Genomic DNA, 25,449 nt, shown 5'->3' on the forward strand with positions numbered 1-25,449 from the left:
TCGACACTAGGCTTATGTGGTTGTCGTCGTCGCCGACGGCGTCCGTCGTCACCCACGCCGGCGCGTCATCCGCGACGATCCCACCCTCATCCCCGGGAGAACGCCAGTGCCAGGAGAGAACCTGACCCGCATCGAGGCGCAGGAGCGCCGCGCGATCGTCGACACGCACGAGTATCACGTGCAGCTCGACTTGACCCGCGGAGACGAGGTGTTCTCCTCGCGCACCACGGTGACCTTCGCCGCGACCGAGGGCGCGTCGACCTTCATCGACCTCATCGCCCGAGAGGTGCACGCGGTCACACTGAACGGTCGCTCGCTCGATCCCGCGACCGTCTTCGCCGACTCGCGCATCGCGCTCGACGGCCTCGAAGCCACCAACGAACTCGTCGTCGAAGCCGACTGCGAGTACACCAACACCGGTGAGGGGCTGCACCGCTTCGTCGACCCCGTCGACGGCGAGGTCTACCTCTACTCGCAGTTCGAGGTGCCCGACTCGCGTCGCATGTACACGGTGTTCGAGCAGCCCGACCTCAAGGCCGCGTTCACCTTCTCGGTGACGGCTCCCGCGCGCTGGAAGGTCGTCTCCAACTCCCCCACCCCCGAGCCGGTCGCCCTCGACGGAGACGTCGCGCGCTGGGACTTCCCCGCGACCCCGCGTATCTCGTCGTACATCACGGCGCTGGTCGCCGGCCCCTACGAGGCGACCTACAGCGAACTGACGAGCGCCGACGGCCGCGTCATCCCCCTCGGCGTCTTCGCGCGCAAGAGCCTGTGGCAGTACCTCGACGCCGACTACGTGTTCGAGAAGACCCGCCAGGGCTTCGCCTACTTCGAGGAGAAGTTCGGCTTCCCCTACCCCTTCGCCAAGTACGACCAGCTCTTCGTGCCCGAGTTCAACGCGGGCGCGATGGAGAACGCGGGTGCGGTGACCTTTACCGAGACCTACGTCTTCCGCTCCAAGGTGACGGATGCCGTGAAGGAACGCCGCGTCGTCACGATCCTGCACGAGCTCGCCCACATGTGGTTCGGCGATCTCGTGACCATGAAGTGGTGGAACGACCTCTGGCTCAACGAGTCGTTCGCCGAGTGGGCGTCGACCATCGCCACGGCCGAGGCCACCGAGTGGGAGGCCGCCTGGACGACCTTCAACGCGATGGAGAAGACCTGGGCCTACCGCCAGGATCAGCTCCCCTCGACGCACCCGGTCGTCGCCGAGATCAACGACCTCGAAGACGTGCAGGTCAACTTCGACGGCATCACCTACGCCAAGGGCGGATCGGTGCTCAAGCAGCTGGCCGCCTGGGTCGGCATCGAGCAGTTCTTCGCGGGTGTCGCGGCCTACTTCCAGAAGCACCAGTGGTCGAACACCGAGGTGGGCGACCTGCTCACCGAGCTCGAGACCACGAGCGGACGCGACCTCGGCGACTGGGCGAAGAAGTGGCTCGAGACCGCGGGCGTGAACACCCTCACCCCGCTCATCGAAGAGGGCGCCGACGGCACCATCTCGCGCTTCGCGATCGTGCAGACCGCCCCGAGCGACTACCCCACGATCCGTCCGCACCGCCTCGGCATCGGCTTCTACTCGCTGAACGACGCCGGAGCGCTCGAGCGCGTGCACCACGTCGAGCTCGACGTCGACGGCGACCGCACCGAGGTCGCCGAACTGCGCGGCATCCGTCGTCCCGACCTCGTCCTGCTCAACGACGACGATCTCGCCTACGCGAAGATCCGTCTCGACGAGCGCTCGCTCGCGACGGCGATCGCCCACCTCAAGGACATCTCCGACCCGCTCGCGCGCTCGCTCGTGTGGGGCGCGGCCTGGGACCAGACGCGGGATGCCGAGGCCTCGGCCACCGATTACCTCGACCTCGTGCTGCGCAACATCGGCTCCGAGACCGAGTCGACCACGGTGCGCACGACGCTCGCGCAGCTTCAGCAGGCGGCGAACTCCTACGTCGCCCCGGCGACCCGCGACGCGGCACGCGCCCGCGTGGCCGACGGACTGTGGGAGCTCGCCCAGGCGGCCGAGGCCGGCAGCGACAGCCAGCTGCAGTTCGTCACGGCGTTCGCGTCGGCGGCATCCACCCCGGCGCACGCCGAGACGGTGAAGGCCCTGCGCGACGGCTCGACGACCCTCGAGGGACTCGAGATCGACACCGACCTGTCGTGGCAGCTGCTCGTCTCGCTCGCCGCGGCGGGAGTGGTCACCTCCGCCGACATCGACGCGGCGCGTGCGGCCGACAACACGGCCAAGGGCGGCGAGTTCGCCGCGATGGCGAAGGCGTCGCTGCCCTCGCACGAGGCCAAGCAGCAGGCGTGGGACTCGCTCATCGAGCGATCCGACGCCCCCAACACGATCGTGCGTTCGACCGCAGCCGGGTTCACCAACCCGACGACGGTCGACGTGCTCGCCGATTTCGTCGAGCCGTACTTCGCGATGCTGCTGCCGATCTGGGAGTCGCGCAGCTACCAGATCGCCCAGTACCTGATCGTGGGTCTGTACCCCGCCGCGCTGGCGAACACGGCGCTGCGCGACGCGACGCGCCAGTGGCTCTCGCAGCACGCCGACGCCGCCCCGGCGCTGCGCCGACTCGTCGGTGAGAACCTCGCCGGCGTCGAGCGCGCGCTGGCCGTGCAGGAGCGCGACGCCGCCTGATCGGCATCCCCGTCGAATGCCCTCTCCTCCGGGAGGGGGCATTCGTCGTCTCGGGGATCATCCGCGCGGCGACGCGGGTCATCCTCTCGGCGGACGCGGTGCGCGGGGGTGCCTTCGTAGCGTGGAGGCATGATCGTTGCAGACAACCTCACCAAGCGATACGGCGACAAGACCGCCGTCGACGGCGTGTCGTTCACCGTCGCCCCGGGCCGTGTGACGGGCTTCCTCGGCCCGAACGGCGCCGGCAAGTCCACCACGATGCGCATGATCGTGGGTCTCGACCGGCCGACAGCCGGGCGGGTCACCGTCGGAGGGCAGGATTACCGGCAGCTGCGCTCGCCCCTCACCGAGGTCGGCGTGCTGCTGGATGCCAAGGCCGTGCACACCGGACGCTCGGCGCGCGATCACCTGCGCGCCATGGCGGCGACGCACGGCATCGGTCGCCGGCGGGTCGACGAGGTGATCGAGCTCACCGGGATCGGCTCCGTCGCCGGCAAGCGCGCGGGCGGCTTCTCGCTCGGTATGGGGCAGCGGCTGGGCATCGCCGCGGCCCTGCTGGGCGACCCGCACACCCTCATCCTCGACGAACCCGTCAACGGCCTCGACCCCGAGGGCGTGCGGTGGGTGCGGCAGTTCGTGCGGCACCTGGCCGCCGAAGGCCGGACGGTCCTGCTGTCGAGCCACCTCATGAGCGAGATGTCGCAGACCGCGGACCATGTGATCGTGCTCGGGCGCGGCCGGGTGCTCGCCGATGCGCCCCTCCCGGAGCTCGTCCGCACCTGGACCACGACGACGCTCCTCGTCCGCTCACCGCGATTGAGCGAGCTCGTCGCCGCCCTGGAGATCCCGGATGCCACCGTCTCGGCCGTCGAGCCGGGTGCGGCGCAGATCACCGGGATCACGCCGCAGTCGGTCGGCGACATCGCCGCCGCCCACGGCATCCCCCTCTACGAACTCAGCCCGCGCGTCGGCTCCCTCGAAGACGCCTACCTCGCCCTCACCGACGACGCCGTCGAGTACAAGACCAAGGAGATCGCATGACCACGCTCGCCGGCCCCCGTCGGGCCACGCACACCACGGCGCACCGCCTCAGCTTCCCGCACCTGCTGCGCAGCGAGGCCATCAAGGTGCTCACCCTACGTTCGACCTGGTGGTCGCTCGGGGTCACCGCGGCCATGTCCGTCGGCATGTCCCTGCTCATCGCCCTGGCGACCAGCGGCATGGGCGGGGGGATGGCGCCGACGAACGTCATCCTCGCCCCCACGCAGTTCACGATGCTCGTCGCGGGGATCCTCGGAGCGATCGTCGTGACCGGCGAGTACTCCACCGGCATGATCCGCTCCACCCTCACCGCCGAACCGCGCCGCGGAGCCGTGCTGCTGGCGAAGGCGCTGGTCGTCGCCGTGACCATGATGCTCACCGCGGTCGTCATCTACGCCGTCGCGATCGTGCTCACCGCGCCGTTCACGAGCACGGGGATCGACTGGGCGTCTCCCCTCGACTCGTTCGTGCCGCTCGCGCTCGGCGCGCTGTCGATGGCGTGCTTCACGCTGATGGGCCTCGGCTTCGGCTTCCTGCTGCGCAGCGGCGCGGGGGCGATCGCCGTCACGGTGGGCGTGCTGTTCGTCCTGCCCATCGTGCTGAGCCTCTTCTCGATCGCGGGTCCGGAGTGGATGTGGATCGTGGAATCGGCGAAATACCTTCCCGTCAACGCGGCGGGGGCCCTGACGCAGCCCGGCGGCGAGGACCTCCTCGAGCCCGCTCTCACGCTGGCGGGGTGGGTCGTCGGTCCGCTCGCCCTCGGGTGGCTCGCGCTGCGCTCGCGGGACGCCTGACCCTTCTTCCGCACGGACCCGGTCCCGATCGGACGGATGCCTCGACGCTCAGCCGGCGCCGAGGCATCCGTCGTTAGTCTGAATCCGATGTTCGTTCTCGCCGAAAATCCCTCCCCCAGTCCGTCTCCCACGATCACCTCGCCGTCGGACCTCGCCAACCTCGACACCTGGACGTGGATCGGCGGCCGGCTGCTCGACTTCGGCGGCGTGCTCCTGCAGATCCTCGGGATCGTCGTCGGCGTCGCCGTCGCCGCGTGGATCCTGCGCCTGGTGATCCGCCGGGTCGTCGACCGCATCGTCAACGGCGCGAAGGTCAAGGCGCGCGTTGACGACACGCAGGCCCTGGACCGCTCGCCGCTGAGCGCGGTGCGCCTCGTGCAGCGCACCCGCACGCTCGGCACCATCCTGCAGAACATCGTCAACGTCGTGCTCGTGATCGTCGCTCTGGTGTGGATCGCGGGCATCGTGGCGCCGAACGCCCTGGCGTCCTTGACGCTGCTCACCGCCGCGGTCGGTGCGGGCCTCGGCTTCGGCGCGCAGAACATCGTCAAAGACGTGCTCAACGGCATCTTCATCGTCGCCGAGGATCAGATCGGCATCGGTGACGTCGTCGACCTCGGACTCGCGACAGGGATCGTCGAGTTCGTCAGCGTGCGCATCACCCACGTGCGCGACGTGAACGGCACGCTCTGGTACGTCCGCAACGGCGAGATCACCCGCATCGGCAACATGTCGCAGGGATGGTCGCGCGTGATCATCGACCTCGCCGTGCCGGTCGACGCCGACATCGACGACGTCGAGAAGGCGATGCTGAGTGCCGCGAAGACGATGGCGAAAGAGACCAAGTGGCGCTCGCGCATCATCGAGCAGCCCGAGATCTGGGGCCTCGAGTCCATCAGCGGCGACGCCCTCGTCATCCGCCTCGTGATGAAGACGCGTTCGAGCGCGAAAGACGACGTCGCGCGCGAACTGCGCGCCCGTCTCAAGCGCGCGATCGACGCGATGGGCATCGCCCTTCCGCAGCTGAACTCGATCATGCTCACCGGGCCCGAGGGGGCGCAGAGCGTGCGCGGCGCGCACCCGCCCAAAACGAAGGAGACGCAGATCCCCGCGGGCGCGGACCGCCCCCGGTGGCGGCCGCGTGGTCGCAAGGTCGAGGTCGTCGAGACCGTCGAGGACCGCACCTCCGACACCGCGACGCCCGTCACGAAGAAGGCCGTCCGCGACGACACGCCGACCGCCGTCGTCAACCTCCCCGACGCCCCCGGAACCGATCAGCCCAAACCCACCCCGCCGGCGGTCCGCGCGGACGAGAAGGACACCCCGTGAGCGAGCCCGTCAGCTTCTACGACCAGGTCGGGGGCATGGACACCTTCCGTCGCCTCGTGGATGCGTTCTACCGCGGCGTCGCCTCCGACGAGGTGCTCAAGCCGATGTACCCCGAAGAAGACCTCGGTCCCGCCGCCGAGCGGTTGACCCTCTTCCTCGCGCAGTACTGGGGCGGTCCGACCACCTACGGCGAGACCCGCGGCCACCCGCGCCTGCGCATGCGTCACATGCCGTTCCACGTCGACCCCGACGCGCGCGATCGCTGGCTGCGCCACATGCGCGCGGCGGTCGACGAGATCGCGCTGCCTCCCGCCTTCGAGGCGCCGCTCTGGGACTACCTCGAACGCGCCGCGTACGCCATGGTCAACACCTTCGAGCCGCGCGGCATCGGCCCGCAGCAGAACGGTCGCCCCGACACGGGGCTCCCGGTCCGCGCGAGCGACTGAGCGCGCGCGGACCCGCGGAGCCCCGTCCCCCGGTCAGCGTCCGAGGAAGTCGCCGAACCCCGGGATGTCGAAGTTCGACAGACTCTCGCCGAAGCCGCTGAGCTGCTCTCCCGCTCCGGTCACGGCATCCTGGGCTCCCCCCGCCCACTCCCCGACGCCGGTGCCCTCGGCGAGCGACGCGAGGTCGGCTCCGGATGCCATCGCTTCGAGGTCGACGCCCTCGGCCAGCCCCGTGAAGTCAATGCCGGACTGCATCGCCTGGGCGAGCAGGGGGGCGGCGACCGCACTGACGATCGCGCCGCCCGCAACCGCCGCGAGCAGACCGCCGGCACCGACGACGCCCGCGCCGATCAGCCCACCCTTTCCTGCCTTCGCGAGCAGCGACGACATGCGACCCGGCCGCGCCGCCTCCGCCCGCGCCGCGGTGCGCGCGAGGTCGTCGGGCGCGTCGGAGCGGGGCCGCTCGTGGGGCGAGAGCTCGGCATCCATCCGCTCCCGGACGTGCGCGCGCTGGGCCGGGGTGAGACGCGCGAACGCCTCGCGGTGCATCTGCTCGACGCGGTCGGGGTCGGCGGTGCGCAGCAGGTAGTCGTACCGGGCGATCGCGGCGCGGTCGTCGGGCGAGAGCATCTCGCCGGCCGCCCCCGCGCGCGGGGGCGCGTATCGACTCCGGGCGTCGGGGCCGGACGCGGGCATGGGCGATGCGTCGGCCCGGCGGTCGCCGGTCACCGCGTCGGCGGCGGAGCGCACCATGTCACGCCAATCGCGACCCCCGCCGGCCGCGGGGCGCGACGCGGATCCGGACGACGACGATGCTTTGTCGACGGCCTTCGACGCGAGATCGAACAGACGGGAGAACGAGACCATGAGAGAACCTCTCGACGGGCGGCAGGCTGCCGCGACGTCAAGGTCTCCTCCGCCCCAACGGGGCCGACGCACCCGGAGACCAACGGTGGCCTCGTGATGACGGATGCATCGCGATGGGAGTACTCCCCTTGCTGCCACCAGAATAGGGGCGACTCCTTTGCGTCGGCTGAATCAGCTCCCCGTCGACCGCACCGCGGTCAGTCCGGAGCGGACCGGTCCGCGCACGAGCACGTGGCCGCGCGCGAGACTTACCCGCGTCCAGGCCCCGCTGCGGCGGACGAGCGCCTGCTCCTCCCCCGCGATGAAGCCGAGGGCGAAGGCGGCCAAGGCGACGCCGAGGGGAAGCCCGGCGAGGGCCTCGTCGGGCTGACCCCACACCTGCGCGCGGATCACGCGTACGACGTCCTCCCCGGCGTCGGCGGGCAGGGCGTCGGCGACCGCGGCGACCCCGTACTGAGCCCGGGATGCCAGGACGGCGGCGTCGACGGCATCCGTCTGCTCCCACCCGCCCTGCGGCGGCGAGATGCCGGCCCACGCGGGCGAGGTCGCCGTGTCGGGCAGGATGACGGCGTTCGCGTCGTCGGGAGCAGCGAGGAGCGCGGCCGCCTCGACGACGAGGTCGCACTCCAACTCGGGGTCGATCGCCGAGGCGCGCAGACCGAGCACGGTGGGCGTGCTGTCCATCAGGCCGCGTGGCGCCAGGGGCGCGGCGGTGGTGACGAGGACGCCGTCACGGGCGCGCAGACGCACGGTTCCGTCGCCGAGACGGATCGTGCGGCCGGCGAAGGTGAGCAGGTCGGCTGCCGCCTGCGGGTCGGGGAACAACAGGCGGGCGGACACCCGCTCTAAACTAGCAAGTGGTGCGCCCCTCGCCGCGCCAGGAACGGGAGTCAGCGTGACCGACGCCATCGATCCCGTGGCGTCGCTGCTCGCGGTCCTCGACCTCCGCGATGCCGGCGCCCGGACCACCGAAGACATCTTCACCGGCGTGTCGCAGGCCATGCCGACCGGCCGCGTCTACGGCGGGCAGGTGCTCGCGCAGACGATCGTCGCCGCCTCGCGCACCCTTCCCCCCGAGCGCACCGTGCACTCGATGCACGGGTACTTCCTGCGTCCCGGCGACCCCGCCGACGGGATCACGTTCTCGGTCGACCGCATCCACGACGGCCGGTCGTTCTCGACCCGTCGTACGCAGGCGTTCCAGTCGGGTGTGCCGATCTTCTCGATGATCGCGTCGTTCCAAGACGAGGATCCGGGGCTGGAGCACTTCGAGCCCATGCCCGAGGGCGTCCCGGCTCCCGAGGACGTCGCCGCGGTCGACGTCGAGGCGCTGCACCCGATCAGTCGGCGGATGCTCTCAGCGAGCCCCGTCGACGTGCGGCACGTGAGCTCCCCCGTCTACGCCTCGGTCGAGGGCCCGCACGTCCCGCAGCAGGCGGTGTGGATGAAGCTGCGCCGGTCCATCGGCGACGATCCCGCGGTGCACCGCGCGGCCCTGGCCTACCTGAGCGACCTCACGATCCAGGAGACGATCCTGCGCGCGCACGGGGTCGCCTGGAACGCTCCCGGCCTGCGCGTCGCGAGCCTGGATCACGCGATGTGGTGGCACCGCCCCGGACGCGTCGACGACTGGCTGCTCTACGTGCAGGAGTCGCCGAACGCCCGCGGCGGCCGCGGCCTGTCGACGGGCCGCGTGTACACGCGCTCGGGGGTGCTCCTCGCGAGCGTCGCGCAGGAGGTCATGGTGCGCGTTCCGCGCGACTGATCTCGGGGCGGGATGCCGTGAGAGCGAGCGCGCGGGAGCGGCGGTGAATCCGCTCCGGTGCGGTCACGAGCCCCGTGGGTGGCCTGACCGACCGGAAGCCCGCGGGGATCAGCCCCTGGTGGAGCGGCGACGGTAGACGATCGGGTCGCCGACGTACGGCGCCCATGCGGAGCGCTCGGTCTCGCTCCAGCGGATCGGTCGACCGCTCGCGGTGTCGACGAGCACGACGACCGCGGTGGCGCGCGCATAAAGCACCTGGTCGGCGTCGCCGAGCGGGCTGAAGACCTCGAAGCAGATGTCAGCGCTCGAGCCGCCCATCGCGCCGATCCACATGCGCACGTCGAGGGGGCGCTGACTGTAGGGAACGGGCCGCAGGTACTCGATCTCCTGTCGGGCGATGAGGGTCGCCCGCTCTCCCCCGCTCTCGAGCACGCTCATGTCGAACACCGCCGTCGGCAGGGCCTCGCCCTCGTCGTCGCCGCGCCAGAACGCGCGCAGCCGGGCCTCTTCGAGCAGCTTGAGCATCGAGGTGTTGTTCACGTGCCCGAGGGCGTCGAGGTCGCCCCACCGCAGCGGGATGGGCACGTGAAGCCGCTCGGGCCCCGCGGTCGCGGGGCCCGAGATGGGGAGGGCGTCTGCGTCAGTCACGCGTCAGCTTGCGGTACGTCGAGCGCGACGGGTTGGCGGCATCCGCACCCAGGCGTTCGATCTTGTTCGCCTCGTAGGCTTCGAAATTGCCCTCGAACCAGTGCCACTGGTCGGGGTGCTCCTCCGTGCCCTCGTAGGCCAGGATGTGCGTGGCGATGCGGTCGAGGAACCACCGGTCGTGGGTGATGACCACGGCGCAACCGGGGAATTCAAGCAGCGCGTTCTCGAGCGAGCTGAGGGTCTCGACGTCGAGGTCGTTGGTCGGCTCGTCGAGGAGGAGCAGGTTGCCGCCCTCTTTCAGCGTGAGCGCGAGGTTGAGGCGGTTGCGCTCACCGCCGGAGAGCACGCCGGCCTTCTTCTGCTGGTCGGGACCCTTGAAGCCGAATTTCGACACGTAGGCGCGCGAGGGGATCTCGGTCTTACCGACCGTGATGATGTCGAGCCCGTCGGACACGACCTCCCACAGCGTCTTCTCGGGGTCGATGTTCGCGCGCGACTGGTCGACGTAGCTGATCTTGACGGTCTCGCCGATCTTCAGCGTGCCGCCGTCGAGGGGCTCGAGGCCGACGATCGTCTTGAAGAGCGTCGTCTTTCCCACACCGTTCGGGCCGATGACGCCGACGATGCCGTTGGGAGGCAGGTTGAAGCTGAGGTTGCTGATGAGCGAGCGGTCTCCGAAGCTCTTTTCGAGCTTCTTCGCGTCGATGACGATGCTGCCCAGTCGCGGACCCGCGGGGATCTGGATCTCGTCGAAGTCCAACTTGCGCGTGCGCTCCGCCTCGGCCGCCATCTCTTCGTAGCGGGCCAGACGGGCCTTCGACTTGACCTGGCGTCCCTTGGCGTTCGAGCGCACCCACTCGAGCTCGTCCTTCAGACGCTTGGCGAGCTTGGCGTCCTTCTTGCCCTGGACATCGAGGCGCTGAGCCTTCTTGTCGAGGTACGTCGAGTAGTTGCCCTCGTACGGGTAGAGGTGACCACGGTCGACCTCGGCGATCCACTCCGCGACGTTGTCGAGGAAGTACCGGTCGTGGGTGATGGCGATGACGGCGCCCTTGTAGGCCTTGAGGTGCTGCTCGAGCCAGAGCACGCTCTCGGCGTCGAGGTGGTTGGTGGGCTCGTCGAGCAGCAGGAGGTCAGGCTTCTGCAGCAGCAGCTTGGCCAGGGCGACGCGGCGTCGCTCACCACCGGAGAGCGGGACGACCGAGGCGTCCGCGGGGGGCGTGCGCAGTGCGTCCATCGCCTGCTCGAGCTGGGAGTCGAGATCCCAGCCGTCCGCCGCGTCGATCTCTTCCTGAAGGGTGCCCATCTCGGCCAGCAGCGCGTCGAAGTCGGCGTCGGGGTCGGCCATGAGGGCGGAGATCTCGTTGAAGCGGTCGAGCTTCGGCTTGATCGCGACACCGTCCTGGATGTTCTCCAGCACGGTCTTGCTGTCGTCGAGCTCGGGCTCCTGCATGAGGATGCCCACGGTAAAGCCGGGGCTGAGCCGCGCCTCGCCGTTGGACGGGGTGTCGAGGCCGGCCATGATCTTCAGGATCGTGGACTTTCCCGCACCGTTCGGGCCGACCATGCCGATCTTGGCGCCGGGGAGGAACGACATCGTGACGTCGTCGAGGATGAGCTTTTCGCCGACAGCCTTGCGGGCACGGACCATGGAGTAGATGTATTCGGCCATAACCGTTCCAGTCTAGGGGCGTCGACCCGGGGAGCCGACGTGCCCGGGCAGCCGCGTCCGCGGCGGCCTCCGGTCGGGCTCCGCCTGTCGGCGCTCGCGACGACTACCAGTCGATCGCCCGCGTCTGTCCGATGAGGCAGCCGCCGGCGGACAGGCCGGGGAGGACGGCGGTCACGGGGTCTCCGATCGAGGGGCCGACCTGCCCCACGAGGCACTGGTCTCCGATTCGCACGGCGAACTCGATGCTCTCCGCGGCGTTTCCGATCGTGGACTGGTCCGCGGTCACCTGCATGGCGGCTTTGTCGAAGCCCGCCGTCGTCAGCGCGTCGATGTAGGCGCGGCCGGACACGGGGTTCGGCCCCGTCCACACCGCCGCGACGGTCTGCGTGAACAGCGGGAGACGCTGGGACGCCTCGCTCGTCGCCGACGGCGCTGGAGTGGGCGACGCCGTCGCGTCCGGAGACGCTGTCGCCGCATCGCCGCCCGGTGCCACGGCGGACGTCGTGGTCGGCGTGCTCGGCTGCGGCGTCGGGGAGCCACCGGTGCAGCCCGCCAGGCCGAGCGCGGCCACGAGGGTCAGGGCGGCGAGGGATCGTCCGAGAAGGCGAGACACGCCCCGAGTCTACGGATCCTCTCGATCGCCCCTCCGCCGCCCCCTCCGCCTGCCCGCTCCCCTCGGCCCCTGCGCTCGACCCCTCCACCGCATGCCTCGAACAGGCCCCCGCCCTGACTCTCCTCCCGACTCCCCGCCGAGACCCCACCACTCAGCCCTCTCCGGGGGACCCCGGGGTTGCGCCGATTCACCCTGCACGCGGGCGGATTTCTCGGGCGGGTGATCAGAACGGCGTCACCTCGGCGACCTGCTCGTCGGCGATCTCTTCCGCGAGTCGGCCGCCGGCCCCGACCGGCTCGGGGCCGGCTTCTCCCCCGTTCCGCTCTGCGCCGCGGGGCTCGAGGGATGCACCCGGCAGGCTCCACCCCTCGGAGTCGGTCGCCGACGTCCCCGGAGAGCCGGCGGCGTCCGTCGGTGCGGAGGCCGCCGGCGCGAACGCCCTGTCCGCTCGTTCGAAGCTCGACACGCCCCATCGCAGGTCGTGTCCGATCGCATCCGCCACGACGTCGGCGCTCACGCCGCGCTTCGTCTCGGTCTCCCATTCGCGCAGGCGCAGGCGTCCGCTGAGGATCACGCGCTGTCCCTTGCGGAGGGAGCGCAGCGCGTGCACCCCCAACTCGCCGAAGACGGAGACGCCGTAGAAGTTCGTGTGGGCGTCGACCCACTCGTTCTTCTCGCGGTCGAAGCGCCTCTCGCTGACGGCGAGGCGGAAAGCGGCGATCACGCCGCCGCCACGGTTGGTGCGCTCCTCGAGCTCGCCGACGATGTTGCCGACCAGGGTGATGTGATCGCTCATGATGTTGTCCTCTCGACGTGGGTGATGCTCCGGCATCCGTGTGCCCGACGGATGCCGGAGCCACGCCCAGAGTCGCCCGAGACGGCACCGATTCGTCGGCCCGTTCCGCCGATCCGTGGACGGATCGAGCGAATGGCGCCCTGGGGAGGACGCGTTCTGCTCGGCGCCCGAAGCGATGTCGGAGGTCGGTCGTACCGTGTGCGCATGAGCACCGCACTGTGGAACGACCTCGCACCGGCACCGCGCTCGGCCGGGTGGGGAGCGGCGACGCACGTCGCCGCGGGTCTGTGGCGCATCGCCGATCCGCGCGGCATCGTCGTCGGTCACATCCGCGCGGTCGCGGCGGAGGGCGGGTGGCGCTACACGGCCGAGCGCTTCCACGCGGCTTCCGGCGGGTTCCGTCGGCTCGGGGAGTTCTGGTCCTCCCACGAGGCCGTCGAGTGCTTGCGCTACGGCCGCTGAGGTCGCCGTGCCGCAGAGCCCGGGGCATCCGTGCACCCCGCTGATGGCCGCGTCACACGACGGTGGCGAAGTCCTCTCTCGTCGCCGCCGCACGCCCGCCTCGGACGTCATCCCACGCGGCGCGCAGAATCTCGACGGCGCGCTCGAGCGTGGCCGGAGGCGCGGTGAACGGAACGCGCAGCCGACGATCGTGTCCTCCCTCGACCGCGAAGCGCGATCCGGCCGAGAGGGCAAGGCCGCGAGAGCGTGCGCTCATGACCAGGGGCGTGCTGAGGGGTTCGCCGATGCCGACCCACACCGACACGCCGCCGTCGACCTCCGGGACGTCCCAATCCGGGAACGCGCTCGTGAGCGCCGCGCGCACGGTGTCGCGTCCCGCACGCAGCAGGTCCCCCCGCTGGCGCGCGATCTCCTCGAGCCGCGGGACGAGTCGGGTCGCGATCGCCTGTTCGAGTTCGGGGGTCCCGAGATCGTGCACGGGTCGTCCGCTCGCGAGTCGCCGCACGAGGTCGGGGGCCGCGCGCACCCAGCCCACGCGCAGACCGCCCCACACGGTCTTGCCCAGAGAGGCGACCCGGATGATGCGGTCGTCGTCCGGAAAGGGCGCGGCCCGTCCGGCGCGGTCGATGTCGAGCTGCGCCGTGGTCTCGTCGAGCACGAGCAGTGTGCCGGCGCTGCGGGCGCCCGCGAGGAAGGCCTCCGCCTCGACGGCGCTCATCGTCCGACCCGTCGGATTGTGGAAGTCGGGCATCAGGTACGCCAGGGAGGGCAGGGCTCGCGCGAAGCTCTGCTCGGCACGCTCGAGGTCCCACCCGTCGTCCGAGTCCACGGGAACGCCGATGAGGCGCGCCCCGACGCGACGGAACGCGTCCGCGGCATGCGGGTAGGTCGGGGTCTCGAGCAGCACCCGGTCCGCGCGCCCGAGCAGCACCGAGGCGATCAGGTGGATCGCGCTCTGCGCCCCGGTCGTGACGAGGATCTGATCCGGGGAGGTGACGAGGCCGCGGTGGCTGTAGTGGTCGGCGATCTCCGCGCGCAGGGCCGGGTCGCCCACCACGTCGTAACCGATCCGGGCGACCAGCGCCGGGGCCTGGGCCGCGGCCTCGGCGATGACCGCGGGCAGACCCGGCCAGGCGGCGGGGCTGGCCTGCTGCAGGTCGATGTCGTCGGCGTCCGCGTCGAGGCGGCCGGGGTCACTGCGGCGCAACGGCAGGGTGACGCTCCCACTGCCCCGCAGGCTCTCGATGTGCCCCGTCTCGCGCAGGCTGCGATACGCGGCGGCGACCGTCGTGCGGCTCAACGAGAGGGCGGCCGCGAGTTCGCGTTCGGCGGGGAGAGCCGTCGACGGGGCGAGCCGGTTGTCGAGGCACAGCAGGCGTACGCCGTCGGCGAGGGCCTCGTAGGCGGGCCCGCTCCCCCGCCATCCACCGAGGGCCGCCGCGAGGGCGCGAGCCGAGATGCGCGAATCCATGCGGCCACCGTACCCGAATTGGCATCTACTGGTGTATCCAATCTCATGATTGGATCGCGGCATGTTCTCGCGCTTCACCCGCCTCCTGATCGGACTCGCCCTCTACGGCATCGGCTGCGCCGTCACCGTCGCAGCCGGCCTCGGCGTCGACCCGTGGACGGTCTTCGCGCAGGGCGTCTCGCGAGTGACGGGCGTGGGGATCGGCTGGGTGACGAACATCATCGGCCTCGGCGTGCTCCTGCTGTGGATCCCCCTGCGTCAGAAGCCCGGCGTCGGCACGATCGCCAACATCCTGCTGGTGGGCACGAGCCTCCAACTCGCGCTGGGCGTGCTGCCGCACCCCGACGTCCTCTGGGCGCAGGCCCTGATGCTCGTCGTCGGCGTCGTGCTCGTGGCCGTGGCATCCGGTCTCTACATCGGTGCGAACTTCGGACCCGGCCCCCGCGACGGGCTGATGACCGGCCTGCACGGCCGCTTCGGGTGGCCCATCTGGGCGTCGCGACTGGGCGTCGAGGGGTCGGTGCTCGTCCTCGGGTGGCTGCTCGGCGGCACGGTGGGCATCGGCACCGTGGTGTTCGCGCTGGGCATCGGACCGCTCGTGCACGTCGCGATGCCCCTGCTCGCGACCCCTCGACCCGCACCGCGGTCTCGCCGCGTGGCACGCGTCTGACGCCGAGCCGGGGCCACCGCTCCCCTCCCCGGGCACGGGAGCGGGCCGGACACGCCGACGCCCCGCCCGCGTGTTCGTCTCGCGGACGGGGCGTCGGCTCGCGGGGATCAGTGCTCCCGGAACTCCGGACGGTCGCTGCCCGGCTTCAGATGGGCGTGCAGGGCGTTCTTCGCGATCTCCATCGAGGGATAGACCCCGAGCCGCTCGTCCTTGCCCGCCATATGCACGCTGTAGCCCTCGGCATCCTTCTGGATCTTGCCGACGACCCCCACGGGGCCGTACGCCACCCAGAGGCGTCGTGTCGCGGTGTCTGACATGAGTGCTCCTTTGCTCTCGTTCGCCGGGAGGCTACGCCCGTCCCCGCCGCGGCGCCAGGGGCTGGTGCGGGCGCGCGGGCGCGACCGATATCCTGGATCGAGACCCCCAGTAGCTCAGTGGATAGAGCAGCGGCCTTCTAATCCGCCGGTCACACGTTCGAATCGTGTCTGGGGGACCAGACCCGGTGTCATACCCCCTCAGTAGGATGTGGGGATGGTAAACGCCTCCGAGAACGACCGGCTCGTCTGGATCGACTGCGAGATGACCGGGCTCGACCTCGCGGTCGACGAACTCGTCGAGATCGCCGTCGTCGTCACCGATTTCGAGCTGAACGTGCTCGACCCCGGCTTCCAGATCGTCATCAAGCCCGACGACTCCGCTCTGGCCAACATGGGAGAGTTCGTCACCGAGATGCATCGGTCCTCCGGCCTCCTCGACGAGATCCCCCACGGCGTGTCCCTCGCGGATGCCGAGTTCCAGACGCTCGAGTACATCCAGCGCTTCGCCCCGGTCGAGGGCAAGGCGCCGCTCGCCGGCAACACCATCGGCACCGACCGTATGTTCCTCGCGAAGTACATGCCGCGCGTCGACCGCTGGCTGCACTACCGCAACGTCGACGTGTCGAGCATCAAGGAGCTGTCCCGCCGCTGGTATCCCCGCGCCTACTTCCAGGCCCCCGCGAAGAACGGTGGCCACCGCGCTCTCGCCGACATCCGGGAGTCGATCCGCGAGCTCGCGTACTACCGCGCCGCCGTGTTCGTGCCGCAGCCGGGTCCCACGAGCGACGAGGCCAAGGCCGTGTCGGCGTCGGCCGTGTCGTCGTTCGGTCTCGACGTGTGACATAATCTTTCAGTTGTCTTCTTCCGAAGACACATGGTGGCTATAGCTCAGTTGGTAGAGCACCGCGTTGTGGTCGCGGGGGTCGCGGGTTCAAGTCCCGTTAGCCACCCCAGTCCACAGAAGCCCGGCCGGAATCGAGCCGGGCTTCTGTGTTTCCGGATGCCGCCTCCGCCACGGCCGTAGAATCTCAGGGCGGCTTTCGACCGCGCGGATCCGGCATCCGTCCCTCGCTTCGCCCCCGGGAGGCCACGTGAACGACGACATCACGTCGCGTCCGGCGATGGTCATGGACGCCGACGCCTTCGAGCAGCTCGTCGTCGACGAACTCGACCGCCTTCCCGACGACATGGTCGAGGGTCTCGACAACGTCGTGTTCGTCGTGGAGGACCGTCCCGACGACGGATCGCTCGATCTGCTGGGCCTGTACGACGGATGGGCGCTCACCGAGCGCGATCGGTACGGGGTGGGCGAGCTGCCCGATCGCATCATCGTCTACCGCGAATCGCACCTGGCCGCCTGCGCCGACGAGGACGAGCTCCGCGACGAGATCCACACGACGCTCGTGCACGAGATCGCCCACTTCTACGGCATCGACGACGACCGTCTCCACGAGCTGGGGTGGGCGTGATGGCCGGCTTGGCCACCCCCGACCTCGACATCGACGCCGACGTCGATCAGCAGCACGATCTCTCCGCGCGGCCGCCGTCGTCGTGGCAGACCGTGGTGTGGAACGACCCGGTCAACCTCATGAGCTACGTCACGCACGTGTTCCGCACCTACTTCGGCTTCGACGCGCCGACCGCGCACCGCCTCATGCTCGCGGTGCACCACGACGGGCACGCGGTCGTGGCGCGCGGCCCGCGCGAGGTCATGGAAGCCCACACGCAGGCCATGCACGATTTCGGGCTGTGGGCCACCGTCAGGAAGGACCCCTCGTGAGCGAGCGGATCGTCGTGCTCGAGATCAGCGGTCTCGAAGCCCTCCATCTCGCGGGGATCGTCGGTCAGTTCCGCGATCTCCTCGCGGACTCGCGAACCGGCGACGATCCCGCCGTGTCCCGGCTCATGCCCGACGCCTATCCCGACGATCAGGCGGCGAGCCGCGAGTTCCGCCGCCTCACCGGGGGCGACCTCATCGAGCGTCGTTCCCAGGATGCCGCGACGGTGCTGCAGACGCTCGGAGCAGACGGCGGGGAGCTGACGCCGGAGGGAGATCCGGATGCCACGATCGCCGTCGCGCTCGGCGAGAACGAGGCCCTGGCGTGGATGCGGACGCTGTCGGCTGTGCGCCTCGTGCTCGCGACGCGCCTCGGCATCCAGACCGACGACGACCACCGGCCGGACGACCCGCGCTTCGGCGTCTACGACTGGATCGGCTATCGTCTCGACGGCCTCATGGCCGCGCTCGATCGCCCCTGAGCCACCGTACCGGAGTCGCCCGGACGGGCGTCGACCGCGGTCCGCGACCTCAGGGCACGCGCACGCGCAGGTCGGCGCGTTCCGCGGGGCTGTGCCGGTCGATGTGGACGTCTTCCTGCCGCGCCCAGCGCTGCCAGTGCGGGCGATAGGTGTCGCCGTCGCGAGCCAGTGCGCGATCCCGTCGCGAGCTGGAGGGGGACTCCACCCACACCGACACGTCGGCCAGTCGTGCGACGTCGGGGGTGAGAATCCCCGCCCCCTCGACGACGAGCGGCAGCGACGGATCGACCGCGTAGGCCTCGGCGCGCGCCCCGGCGTCCCAGTCCCAGCGCTCCCAGACCCCGAGGAGTCCGCGCGCGTGCGGGAGGAGGATCGTCTCTCGGGCGTATTCCACGCCCGCCGCGAGCCCGTCCCACCCGGGATACACGTCGTCGAGCGCGACGAGCTGCACGCGCCCTCGCCCCGGCCACGCCGAGACGAGGCGCCGCGCGAGCGAACTCTTGCCGGCTCCGCTGCGACCGTCGACGACGACGGCGGGGTTCGCGGCACCGACCGCGACGATGCGCGCCGTGACCGCGGCCACGGCCGCCGTCAGAGCGTCGTCGATCGGGTCGGGATTACTTCTTGAGGGCGCGGATGACACGGCTGAGCGCGCGACCGGCGACCCACACGAACGGGATGCCGACGGCCAGCAGCGACACGAGGTTCGGGTCGAAGCGCAGGTCGTCGCCGCGACGGATGTAGGCGCCCAGCGGGAGCGTGTATCCACCGCCGCCGCCGCCCCCGTTGCCCTGCTCGTCCGAGCCGCCGCCGTAGCCGGCCCAGGTGAGCGCGACGGGGACGATGCGCACGCCGTCGACGTCCTGCTGCTCGCCGTAGGCGGAGGTGACGCCGAAGCTGGTGGCCTGCTTGCCGAGTTCCAATGCGATGTTGGGCATGTCCCCCACCGTAGCCGCCCGCGCGGCCGCGCCGCACGGGCGTTGCGCGCGGCGGACGAGCGTGTCAGTGGTCGTACGACGGACGGGGATTGGTGGGCAGCGCTCCCCCGCCGCGGGAGGGGCCCAGCAGCGACCCGCGCGTGACCGCGCCGCGGCCGAAGCGGGCGGCCGCGCCGTCGAGAGCGCCCTCCACGCGGCGCCATTCCGCGTCGTCGTCCCACAGGGTCGCGGCCATCGCGGCGGGCTTCAGCTTCTCTCCGCGAACTCCGACGAGCCGCACGGCCTGACGCCGATCGATCGAGTCGAACAGCTCGATCGCCGCGTCGCCGATGCGCTGTCCGACCGACGTCGGCTCGGGCAGCGTTCGGGAGCGACTGAGCGTGGTGAAGTCGGAGAAGCGCACTTTGATCGAGATGGTGGCGGCCTCGTGCTGCTGCGTGCGCAGGCGCGCGCCGACACGGTCGGCGAGGCGCCGCAGCTCGACGTGCAGCGTCCGGGTGTCGGAGATGTCGGTGTGGAACGTCTCTTCGTGTCCGACGCTCTTCTCGGCCCGACCGGTGTGCACCGCTCGCGCGTCGATCCCCCGCGACAGATGCCAGATGCGCTCGCCCATCGCGGCCCCCAGCACCTGATCGAGGGCGTGGCGGGGGGTATCGAGGATGTCGGAGATGAGGCGGATGCCGCGGCTCTCGAGCGCCTCCGCCGCCTTCGGCCCCACTCCCCACAGGGCGCGCACGGACCGCGGCCGCAGGAACGCCTCGGTGTCGGCCGCCGCGACGACGAGCAGACCGTCGGGCTTGGAGATCGTGGAGGCCATCTTGGCGACGTGCTTCGTGGCGGCGACGCCGATGCTGCAGGTCAGCCCCGTCTCGGCCTTCACCCGCGCGCGCAGGTCGCGCGCGATCGTGCCCGGGCTGCCCCACAGGCGCCGCGCCCCGCGGACGTCGAGGAAGGCCTCGTCGATCGAGAGGGGCTCGACCAGCGGAGTGACGTCGTGGAAGATCGCCATCACCTGGCGCGACATCTCGGTGTAGCGGTGGTAGGGCGGGTTGACCACGATCGCCGTGGGACACAGCCGGAGGGCGATCGCGACCGGCATCGCCGATTTCACGCCGTACCGGCGCGCCTCGTACGACGCGCTCGAGACCACGCCGCGCCCCTCCGAGCCGCCGATGATGAGGGGCTTGCCCGCGAGCGAGGGATCGTCGAGCACGGCGACCGAGGCGAAGAACGCGTCCATGTCGACGTGCAGGATGCCCGTGCCCGTGTCGTCGGCGTCGGGGCGCGAGACGATGCGTCCCGTTCCATCGCCGCGTCCCATGGCATCCATTCTCCCCCGGACCACCGACATCGGTCCCGCCCGTGCGCCGCCCCGCGCACACCCTCCGCGATTCGCACGACCTCAGCCCGGAACCCGCGAATCCCGCGGAGATCGTGCAGATCACTGACCCTGTGCAGATCACCGACCCGCGCAGACCACCGACCCTGCGCACGGCCCGACGGCACGTCCGCGAACGCACGGATGCCACGACCCCGCGCTCTCGGAGCGGTCGAAGTCGTGGCATCCGGTGTCTTACTGGGCGGCGCGCTCCAGCACGAGCTCGCGCACGCGCGCGGCGTCGGCCTGGCCCTTCATCGCCTTCATGACCGCGCCGATGACCGCACCGGCGGCCTGCACCTTGCCGTCGCGGATCTTCGCGAGCACGTCGGGCTGGGCGGCCAGGGCGTCGTCGATCGCGGCGATGAGGGCCCCGTCGTCGGAGACGACGGCGAGCCCGCGGGCGTCGACGACCTCCTGCGGGGTGCCCTCGCCGGCGATGACGCCCTCGAGCACCTGACGGGCGAGCTTGTCGGTCAGGGTCCCGGCATCCACCAGCTTCTGCAGGGCGGCGACGTTCTCGGGCGACACCAGGTCGGCGGCGTCGCGCTCCTGCGCGTTGGCGACGCGCGTGATCTCGCCGGTCCACCACTTGCGGGCGGCGGCCGGAGCGGCACCGGCGGCGATCGTGTCGGCGACCGCGTCGAGCAGTGCGCCGTTGGCGACGTCCTGGAACTCGAGGTCGGTGAAGCCCCACTCGGCCTTGAGCCGGCGCCGACGCGCGGCGGGCGGCTCGGGCAGGGCGGCGCGCAACTCTTCGATCAGCGCGGGCGCGGGGACGACCGGCAGCAGGTCGGGCTCGGGGAAGTAGCGGTAGTCGTCGGCATCCGACTTGGGGCGACCGGGAGAGGTGCGCCCGGTGTCCTCGTGCCAGTGGCGCGTTTCCTGCGTGATCGTCCCGCCCTTGGCGAGGATCGCCGCCTGGCGCTGGATCTCGTACCGCACCGCCCGCTCGACCGAACGCATCGAGTTGACGTTCTTCGTCTCGGTGCGGGTGCCGAGCTTCTCCTGGCCGCGGGGGCGCAGCGAGACGTTCGCGTCGCAGCGGAGGTTCCCGCGCTCGAGCTTGGCCTCCGAGATGCCGAGACCGCGGACGATGTCGCGGATCGTCGCGACGTACGCCTTCGCCAGCGCAGGAGCCGAGTGCTCCGCGCCGAAGATCGGCTTCGTGACGATCTCGACGAGCGGCACGCCCGCGCGGTTGTAGTCGACGAGCGAGTACTCGGCGCCCTGGATGCGGCCGGTCGACCCTCCCATGTGGGTGAGCTTTCCGGCATCCTCCTCCATGTGGGCGCGCTCGATCGGCACGGTGACGATCGTGCCGTCTTCGAGCTCGACCTCGACCGAGCCCTCGAAGGCGATCGGCTCGTCGTACTGCGAGATCTGATAGTTCTTGCCGAGGTCGGGGTAGAAGTAGTTCTTCCGCGCGAATCGGCTCGACGGCGCGATCGAGCACCCGAGGGCGAGGCCCAGGCTGATCGACGAGCGGATCGCCTCGGCGTTCACCACCGGCAGCGCACCGGGAAGGCCCATGTCGACCGGGGCGACGAGCGTGTTGGGCTCGGCGCCGTGGTTCGCCTCGTTGGCCGGGTTGGGGGCGGCCGAGAACATCTTGGTCGCGGTGTTGAGCTCCACGTGCACCTCGAAACCGAGGACGGGCTCGAACATCTCGAGCGCCTCGTCGAAGTCCATCAGTGCGTCTTTGGCCATCAGAGGGACGCTCCGTTCGTGAGGGAAGGGGCTTTGTCGAGCAGCGGTCCGCCCCACTGGTCGAGCAGCAGCGCTTCGAGCGCCGCACCGACGCGGTACAGACGCGCATCCTCGCGGGCGGGGGCGAGGAACTGGATGCCGACGGGCAGGCCGTCCTCCTCCGCCAGGCCGCTCGGCACCGAGATGCCGGGGACGCCGGCGAGGTTCGCGGGGATCGTGGTCACGTCGTTGAGGTACATCTGGAGCGGATCGTCGAGCTTCTCGCCCAGGCGGAAGGCCGTGGTCGGCGCCGACGGCGTCGCGATCACGTCGACCCGCGCGAAGGCCGCGTTGAAGTCCTGCTGGATGAGCGTGCGCACCTTCTGGGCGCTGCCGTAGTAGGCGTCGTAGTAGCCCGCCGACAGCGCGTAGGTGCCGAGGATGATACGGCGCTTGACCTCGGGGCCGAAGCCGGCGTCGCGCGTGGTGGCCATCACGTTCTCGACCGTCGGGGTGCCCTGGGGCGTCACGCGGAGGCCGAAGCGCACCGAGTCGAACTTCGCGAGGTTGCTCGACGCCTCGGCGGGGAGGATCAGGTAGTAAGCGGCGACGCCGTACTCGAAGTGCGGAGCGCTGATCTCGACGATCTCGGCGCCCTGCGCCTCCATGGCGGCGAGCGAGGCGCGGAACGAGTCCGAGACGCCCTTCTGGAAGCCGCGGTCGTCGAGTTCGCGGATGACGCCGACCTTGAGGCCCTTCAACACCTCTCCGGTCGCGCCCTCGCGGGCGGCGGCGGCGAACGACGGCCACGCGTCGGAGAGCGAGGTCGAGTCGTTCGCGTCGTGCCCGCCGATGACGTCGTGCAGAAGCCCCGCATCGAGCACGGTGCGCGTGACGGGCCCGACCTGGTCGAGGCTGGATGCCAGGGCGATCGCGCCGTACCGGCTGACCCCGCCGTAGGTGGGCTTGACGCCCACCGTGCCGGTGACGTGCGCCGGCTGGCGGATCGAGCCTCCCGTGTCGGAGCCGAGGGCCAGGGGGGCCTCGAACGCGGCGACGGCCGCAGCCGACCCGCCGCCGGAGCCGCCGGGGATGCGGTCGAGATCCCAGGGGTTGCGGGTGGGACCGTAGGCCGAGAACTCGGTGGAGGAGCCCATCGCGAACTCGTCCATGTTCGTCTTGCCGAGGGGCACCAGACCGGCGGCGCGCGAGCGCGCGACGACGGTCGCGTCGTAGGGCGACATGTACCCCTCGAGGATCTTCGATCCGCTCGTGGAGGGCATGTCGGTGGTCACGAGCACGTCCTTGACGGCGAGCGGGACGCCCGCGAGCTCGTGAAGCTGCTCGCCCGCCGCGCGACGGCGGTCGATGTCGGCGGCCACCTCGAGGGCGTGGTCGCTCACGTGCAGGAACGCGTGCACGTCGCCGTCGACGGCGGCGATGCGGTCGAGGTGCGCCTGCGTGGCCTCGACGCTCGACACCTCTTTGCTCGACAGCGCGGATGCAAGGTCGGCGGCGGTCAGACGGGTGAGGTCGGTCACTGCTCTTCTCCCAGGATCGCGGTCACACGGAAACGGCCGTCAGCCTGGTCGGGAGCGTTCTGGAGCACCTGCTCGCGCGTGAGCTGCTGCTGCACGACGTCGGGGCGGAAGACGTTCTCGAGCGGGATCGGGTGGCTCGTCGCGACGACCTCGGGGGTCGCCACCTCGGACACCTTCGCGATGTTGTCGACGATGGCATCCAGTTGGCCGGTGAGGCTCTGGACCTCCTCGTCGCTCAACTGGATCCGGGCGAGCACACCGAGATGGCGCACGAGATCAGGAGTGATTTCAGACACCCCCCCGAGTCTAGTTCGCGCGCGGTCGCCCGCCCGTCGCGTGCCGCCTGGCCCCGACCGCGGTGCCGCCCTAGGCTGGCCGGGTGACGAGCTTCGATCCGCCGCGACCCTGGACCTCGAGCTACGCGGCGGGGGTGCCCATCGATCTGGAGCAGCAGACGGGGTCGCTTCTCGATATCGTCGACGCCTCCACCCGCGATTACCCGGATGCTCCCGCGCTGCAGTTCTTCGGGCGCGAGACGACGTATGCCGAGATGTCGGCGCAGATCGCACGCGCCGCCGCGGCGCTGGCCGCGCACGGGGTGCGCGCCGGCGACCCGGTTGCGCTCGTGCTGCCCAACTGCCCCCAGCACATCGTCGCGTTCTACGCCGTGCTGCGCCTCGGGGCCGTGGTCGTCGAGCACAACCCGCTCTACACGCCGCGAGAGCTGCGCAAACAGTTCGAGGACCACGGGGCGAAGCACGCGATCGTGTGGAGCAAGGTCGTCGCGACGGTGCAGGAGTTCCCCGCGGACCTGCGCGTGGACACCCTGATCTCGGTGGATGTCACGCGCGCGATGCCCTGGACGACGCGTCTCGCGCTGCGTCTGCCTGTCGCGAAGGCGCGCGCCTCCCGCGCCGCCCTGCACGCCGCGACGCGGGGAGCCACCGACTGGGACGACGTCGTACGGCACGATCCGCTGCCCGCGTCGCATCCGCGCCCCGTCGCCTCCGACCTCGCGATCATCCAGTACACCAGCGGCACGACGGGCACCCCGAAGGGGGCGATGCTCACCCACGCGAACCTGCTCGCGAACGCCGCCCAGGCGCGGGCGTGGGTTCCCCAGATCATGCGGGGCGAGGGGTGCGTCGTGTACGCCGTACTGCCGATGTTCCACGCCTACGGGCTGACGCTGTGCCTGACCTTCGCGATGTCGATGGGCGCGCGGCTGGTGCTCTTCCCGAAGTTCGACGCCGACCTCGTGCTGGCGGTGACGAAGAAGCATCCCGCGACCTTCCTCCCCCTGGTCCCGCCCATCGCCGAACGTCTCCTGGCCGCGGCCGAGGCGAAGGGGGTCTCGCTCGCGGGGACCGACGTCGCGATCTCTGGTGCCATGGCGTTGCCGCACGACCTCGTCGTCCCGTTCGAGAAGGCCACCGGCGGATACCTGGTCGAGGGGTACGGCCTCAGCGAGTGCTCCCCCGTGCTCATGGCCAATCCCGTCGCCGACAACCGCGTGGCCGGAACCGTCGGTCTGCCCCTCCCCGGCACCGAGTGCCGGGTCGTCGACCCCGACGATCCGCGCACCGATGTCGAACGCGGGGAGCTGCTGGTGCGCGGGCCCCAGGTGTTTTCGGGGTACTACGGCAAGCCGGAGGAGACCGAGTCGGTGTTCGTCGACGGCTGGTTCCGCACCGGCGACATCGTGACGATCGACGAGGGCGGCTTCGTCCGAATCGTCGACCGCATCAAGGAGCTCATCATCACGGGCGGCTTCAACGTCGCACCGACCGAGGTCGAGAACGTGCTCCGCCAGCACCCCGGCGTCGCCGACGTCGCGGTGGTCGGTCTGCCCAGCGAGCACTCCGGCGAAGAGGTCGTCGCGGCGGTCGTGCCCACCGTGCCCGGCGAGCTCGACGTCGAAGCGGTGCGGGCGTTCGCACGCGGCATCCTGACGCCCTACAAGGTTCCCCGTCGCATCGTCGTCGTCGACGACCTGCCCCGCTCGCTGATCGGCAAGGTCCTGCGACGCCAGGTGCGCGACACGCTCCTCGCGGACTGACCCCTGCACCGCGCGACCCGCTCCGCGCAAGGGGCGAG

General features: G+C 70.8%; 27 protein-coding genes and 2 tRNA genes. 15 read left to right on the forward strand and 14 right to left on the reverse strand.

Going from position 1 to position 25,449, the window contains the following annotated elements; all coding sequences use genetic code 11:
• Positions 1-106 precede the first annotated feature (106 nt).
• From pepN to AB1K56_RS17355, 5 genes are all read left to right on the forward strand, one after another.
• On the forward strand, positions 107-2,656 hold the full coding sequence (pepN, locus tag AB1K56_RS17335; protein WP_371206680.1) for an aminopeptidase N: 2,550 nt from the start codon (positions 107-109) through the stop codon (positions 2,654-2,656).
• A 129-nt stretch (positions 2,657-2,785) separates the two neighbouring features.
• Positions 2,786-3,697 (forward strand): ABC transporter ATP-binding protein, encoded by a 912-nt coding sequence (locus tag AB1K56_RS17340; RefSeq protein ID WP_136585497.1) that lies wholly within the window; start codon positions 2,786-2,788, stop codon positions 3,695-3,697.
• Complete coding sequence (locus tag AB1K56_RS17345) at positions 3,694-4,491, forward strand: ABC transporter permease subunit (protein WP_371206681.1); 798 nt, start codon at positions 3,694-3,696, stop codon at positions 4,489-4,491. Before AB1K56_RS17340 ends, AB1K56_RS17345 begins: the two co-directional genes overlap by 4 nt.
• Before the next feature lie 87 nt (positions 4,492-4,578).
• On the forward strand, positions 4,579-5,820 hold the full coding sequence (locus tag AB1K56_RS17350) for a mechanosensitive ion channel family protein (protein WP_371206682.1): 1,242 nt from the start codon (positions 4,579-4,581) through the stop codon (positions 5,818-5,820).
• Complete coding sequence (locus AB1K56_RS17355; RefSeq protein WP_371206683.1) at positions 5,817-6,266, forward strand: globin; 450 nt, start codon at positions 5,817-5,819, stop codon at positions 6,264-6,266. The genes AB1K56_RS17350 and AB1K56_RS17355 overlap by 4 nt, the downstream gene beginning before the upstream one ends.
• A 33-nt stretch (positions 6,267-6,299) precedes the next feature.
• Here AB1K56_RS17355 and AB1K56_RS17360 read toward each other — a convergent pair whose 3' ends face one another.
• Both AB1K56_RS17360 and AB1K56_RS17365 read right to left on the reverse strand, forming a co-directional pair.
• Positions 6,300-7,133, reverse strand: coding sequence for a cation-transporting ATPase (locus AB1K56_RS17360; protein WP_371206684.1), 834 nt, complete (start codon positions 7,131-7,133; stop codon positions 6,300-6,302).
• A gap of 171 nt (positions 7,134-7,304) precedes the next feature.
• Positions 7,305-7,973 (reverse strand): hypothetical protein, encoded by a 669-nt coding sequence (locus AB1K56_RS17365; RefSeq protein ID WP_371206685.1) that lies wholly within the window; start codon positions 7,971-7,973, stop codon positions 7,305-7,307.
• A gap of 55 nt (positions 7,974-8,028) precedes the next feature.
• Between AB1K56_RS17365 and AB1K56_RS17370 the strand changes: the two genes are divergently transcribed.
• Entirely contained in the window at positions 8,029-8,898 is an 870-nt protein-coding gene (locus tag AB1K56_RS17370) for an acyl-CoA thioesterase (RefSeq protein WP_371206686.1), read from the forward strand.
• Between the two features lie 108 nt (positions 8,899-9,006).
• Here AB1K56_RS17370 and AB1K56_RS17375 read toward each other — a convergent pair whose 3' ends face one another.
• From AB1K56_RS17375 to AB1K56_RS17390, 4 genes are all read right to left on the reverse strand, one after another.
• Positions 9,007-9,546, reverse strand: coding sequence for an acyl-CoA thioesterase (locus AB1K56_RS17375; protein WP_371206687.1), 540 nt, complete (start codon positions 9,544-9,546; stop codon positions 9,007-9,009).
• Complete coding sequence (ettA, locus tag AB1K56_RS17380; RefSeq protein ID WP_076675917.1) at positions 9,539-11,218, reverse strand: energy-dependent translational throttle protein EttA; 1,680 nt, start codon at positions 11,216-11,218, stop codon at positions 9,539-9,541. The genes AB1K56_RS17375 and ettA overlap by 8 nt, the downstream gene beginning before the upstream one ends.
• 103 nt (positions 11,219-11,321) lie before the next feature.
• A complete protein-coding gene (locus tag AB1K56_RS17385) occupies positions 11,322-11,831 on the reverse strand; it encodes a hypothetical protein (protein ID WP_371206688.1) in 510 nt (169 codons plus the stop codon).
• A gap of 223 nt (positions 11,832-12,054) precedes the next feature.
• On the reverse strand, positions 12,055-12,627 hold the full coding sequence (locus AB1K56_RS17390; protein WP_371206689.1) for a single-stranded DNA-binding protein: 573 nt from the start codon (positions 12,625-12,627) through the stop codon (positions 12,055-12,057).
• A gap of 204 nt (positions 12,628-12,831) precedes the next feature.
• On the opposite strand from AB1K56_RS17390, the gene AB1K56_RS17395 reads away from it, so the two are divergent.
• A complete protein-coding gene (locus AB1K56_RS17395; protein ID WP_264630932.1) occupies positions 12,832-13,089 on the forward strand; it encodes a hypothetical protein in 258 nt (85 codons plus the stop codon).
• A 52-nt stretch (positions 13,090-13,141) separates the two neighbouring features.
• Here the strand turns inward: AB1K56_RS17395 and AB1K56_RS17400 are convergent, their stop codons facing one another.
• On the reverse strand, positions 13,142-14,560 hold the full coding sequence (locus tag AB1K56_RS17400) for a PLP-dependent aminotransferase family protein (protein ID WP_371206690.1): 1,419 nt from the start codon (positions 14,558-14,560) through the stop codon (positions 13,142-13,144).
• A 61-nt stretch (positions 14,561-14,621) separates the two neighbouring features.
• Between AB1K56_RS17400 and AB1K56_RS17405 the strand changes: the two genes are divergently transcribed.
• On the forward strand, positions 14,622-15,230 hold the full coding sequence (locus tag AB1K56_RS17405; protein ID WP_371206691.1) for a YitT family protein: 609 nt from the start codon (positions 14,622-14,624) through the stop codon (positions 15,228-15,230).
• A gap of 107 nt (positions 15,231-15,337) precedes the next feature.
• On the opposite strand, the gene AB1K56_RS17410 is transcribed toward AB1K56_RS17405, so the two are convergent.
• Positions 15,338-15,547, reverse strand: a complete 210-nt coding sequence (locus AB1K56_RS17410; RefSeq protein WP_136585484.1) for a methyltransferase — start codon at positions 15,545-15,547, stop codon at positions 15,338-15,340.
• 103 nt (positions 15,548-15,650) lie between these two features.
• On the opposite strand from AB1K56_RS17410, the gene AB1K56_RS17415 reads away from it, so the two are divergent.
• From AB1K56_RS17415 to AB1K56_RS17440, 6 genes are all read left to right on the forward strand, one after another.
• Positions 15,651-15,726: transfer RNA gene (locus AB1K56_RS17415), tRNA-Arg, on the forward strand.
• Between the two features lie 35 nt (positions 15,727-15,761).
• Positions 15,762-16,388 carry an oligoribonuclease gene (gene orn, locus AB1K56_RS17420; protein WP_371206692.1) on the forward strand — a complete coding sequence of 209 codons (627 nt, stop codon included), beginning with the start codon at positions 15,762-15,764 and terminating at the stop codon, positions 16,386-16,388.
• A 36-nt stretch (positions 16,389-16,424) separates the two neighbouring features.
• Positions 16,425-16,500, forward strand: a tRNA-His gene (locus AB1K56_RS17425).
• Positions 16,501-16,668: 168 nt separating this feature from the next.
• Positions 16,669-17,016 carry a metallopeptidase family protein gene (locus tag AB1K56_RS17430; RefSeq protein WP_136585848.1) on the forward strand — a complete coding sequence of 116 codons (348 nt, stop codon included), beginning with the start codon at positions 16,669-16,671 and terminating at the stop codon, positions 17,014-17,016.
• Positions 17,016-17,327 (forward strand): ATP-dependent Clp protease adapter ClpS, encoded by a 312-nt coding sequence (gene clpS / locus AB1K56_RS17435; protein ID WP_371206693.1) that lies wholly within the window; start codon positions 17,016-17,018, stop codon positions 17,325-17,327. Before AB1K56_RS17430 ends, clpS begins: the two co-directional genes overlap by 1 nt.
• The gene (locus tag AB1K56_RS17440; RefSeq protein WP_371206694.1) at positions 17,324-17,806 is read left to right on the forward strand and encodes a DUF2017 family protein; all 483 of its coding nucleotides are present in this window, start codon (positions 17,324-17,326) and stop codon (positions 17,804-17,806) included. The genes clpS and AB1K56_RS17440 overlap by 4 nt, the downstream gene beginning before the upstream one ends.
• Positions 17,807-17,855: 49 nt before the next feature.
• Here AB1K56_RS17440 and AB1K56_RS17445 read toward each other — a convergent pair whose 3' ends face one another.
• The 6 genes from AB1K56_RS17445 to gatC form a co-directional block, all read right to left on the reverse strand.
• Complete coding sequence (locus AB1K56_RS17445; protein WP_371206695.1) at positions 17,856-18,449, reverse strand: hypothetical protein; 594 nt, start codon at positions 18,447-18,449, stop codon at positions 17,856-17,858.
• Positions 18,424-18,744 carry a hypothetical protein gene (locus AB1K56_RS17450; protein ID WP_076675934.1) on the reverse strand — a complete coding sequence of 107 codons (321 nt, stop codon included), beginning with the start codon at positions 18,742-18,744 and terminating at the stop codon, positions 18,424-18,426. Before AB1K56_RS17450 ends, AB1K56_RS17445 begins: the two co-directional genes overlap by 26 nt.
• 64 nt (positions 18,745-18,808) lie before the next feature.
• The gene (locus tag AB1K56_RS17455; protein ID WP_371206696.1) at positions 18,809-20,065 is read right to left on the reverse strand and encodes a DNA polymerase IV; all 1,257 of its coding nucleotides are present in this window, start codon (positions 20,063-20,065) and stop codon (positions 18,809-18,811) included.
• Positions 20,066-20,317: 252 nt separating this feature from the next.
• Complete coding sequence (gene gatB, locus AB1K56_RS17460; RefSeq protein WP_371206697.1) at positions 20,318-21,832, reverse strand: Asp-tRNA(Asn)/Glu-tRNA(Gln) amidotransferase subunit GatB; 1,515 nt, start codon at positions 21,830-21,832, stop codon at positions 20,318-20,320.
• Positions 21,832-23,352, reverse strand: a complete 1,521-nt coding sequence (gatA, locus tag AB1K56_RS17465) for an Asp-tRNA(Asn)/Glu-tRNA(Gln) amidotransferase subunit GatA (RefSeq protein WP_371206698.1) — start codon at positions 23,350-23,352, stop codon at positions 21,832-21,834. The genes gatB and gatA overlap by 1 nt, the downstream gene beginning before the upstream one ends.
• Positions 23,349-23,648: an Asp-tRNA(Asn)/Glu-tRNA(Gln) amidotransferase subunit GatC gene (gene gatC / locus AB1K56_RS17470; protein ID WP_056230955.1), complete on the reverse strand. Its 300-nt coding sequence runs from the start codon at positions 23,646-23,648 to the stop codon at positions 23,349-23,351. Before gatC ends, gatA begins: the two co-directional genes overlap by 4 nt.
• An 83-nt stretch (positions 23,649-23,731) precedes the next feature.
• Here gatC and AB1K56_RS17475 point away from each other — a divergent pair, with 83 nt between their 5' ends.
• Positions 23,732-25,411 (forward strand): long-chain-fatty-acid--CoA ligase, encoded by a 1,680-nt coding sequence (locus tag AB1K56_RS17475; RefSeq protein ID WP_371206699.1) that lies wholly within the window; start codon positions 23,732-23,734, stop codon positions 25,409-25,411.
• The last annotated feature ends 38 nt before the right edge of the window (positions 25,412-25,449 follow it).

This window comes from Microbacterium sp. BWR-S6Y, assembly GCF_041379845.1.
GTDB lineage: Bacteria > Actinomycetota > Actinomycetes > Actinomycetales > Microbacteriaceae > Microbacterium > Microbacterium hydrothermale.

Bases quoted from the DNA above. Each gene is read 5' to 3' on its own strand.
- AB1K56_RS17455 (WP_371206696.1), bottom strand. From the start codon at position 20,065: ATGGGACGCGGCGATGGAACGGGACGCATCGTCTCGCGCCCCGACGCC.
- AB1K56_RS17450 (WP_076675934.1), bottom strand. From the start codon at position 18,744: ATGCCCAACATCGCATTGGAACTCGGCAAGCAGGCCACCAGCTTCGGC.
- AB1K56_RS17340 (WP_136585497.1), top strand. From the start codon at position 2,786: ATGATCGTTGCAGACAACCTCACCAAGCGATACGGCGACAAGACCGCC.
- AB1K56_RS17405 (WP_371206691.1), top strand. From the start codon at position 14,622: ATGTTCTCGCGCTTCACCCGCCTCCTGATCGGACTCGCCCTCTACGGC.
- AB1K56_RS17400 (WP_371206690.1), bottom strand. From the start codon at position 14,560: ATGGATTCGCGCATCTCGGCTCGCGCCCTCGCGGCGGCCCTCGGTGGA.
- AB1K56_RS17345 (WP_371206681.1), top strand. From the start codon at position 3,694: ATGACCACGCTCGCCGGCCCCCGTCGGGCCACGCACACCACGGCGCAC.
- gatB (WP_371206697.1), bottom strand. From the start codon at position 21,832: ATGGCCAAAGACGCACTGATGGACTTCGACGAGGCGCTCGAGATGTTC.
- AB1K56_RS17360 (WP_371206684.1), bottom strand. From the start codon at position 7,133: ATGGTCTCGTTCTCCCGTCTGTTCGATCTCGCGTCGAAGGCCGTCGAC.
- ettA (WP_076675917.1), bottom strand. From the start codon at position 11,218: ATGGCCGAATACATCTACTCCATGGTCCGTGCCCGCAAGGCTGTCGGC.
- AB1K56_RS17410 (WP_136585484.1), bottom strand. From the start codon at position 15,547: ATGTCAGACACCGCGACACGACGCCTCTGGGTGGCGTACGGCCCCGTG.
- orn (WP_371206692.1), top strand. From the start codon at position 15,762: ATGGTAAACGCCTCCGAGAACGACCGGCTCGTCTGGATCGACTGCGAG.
- AB1K56_RS17395 (WP_264630932.1), top strand. From the start codon at position 12,832: ATGAGCACCGCACTGTGGAACGACCTCGCACCGGCACCGCGCTCGGCC.
- clpS (WP_371206693.1), top strand. From the start codon at position 17,016: ATGGCCGGCTTGGCCACCCCCGACCTCGACATCGACGCCGACGTCGAT.
- AB1K56_RS17430 (WP_136585848.1), top strand. From the start codon at position 16,669: ATGGTCATGGACGCCGACGCCTTCGAGCAGCTCGTCGTCGACGAACTC.
- AB1K56_RS17390 (WP_371206689.1), bottom strand. From the start codon at position 12,627: ATGAGCGATCACATCACCCTGGTCGGCAACATCGTCGGCGAGCTCGAG.
- AB1K56_RS17350 (WP_371206682.1), top strand. From the start codon at position 4,579: ATGTTCGTTCTCGCCGAAAATCCCTCCCCCAGTCCGTCTCCCACGATC.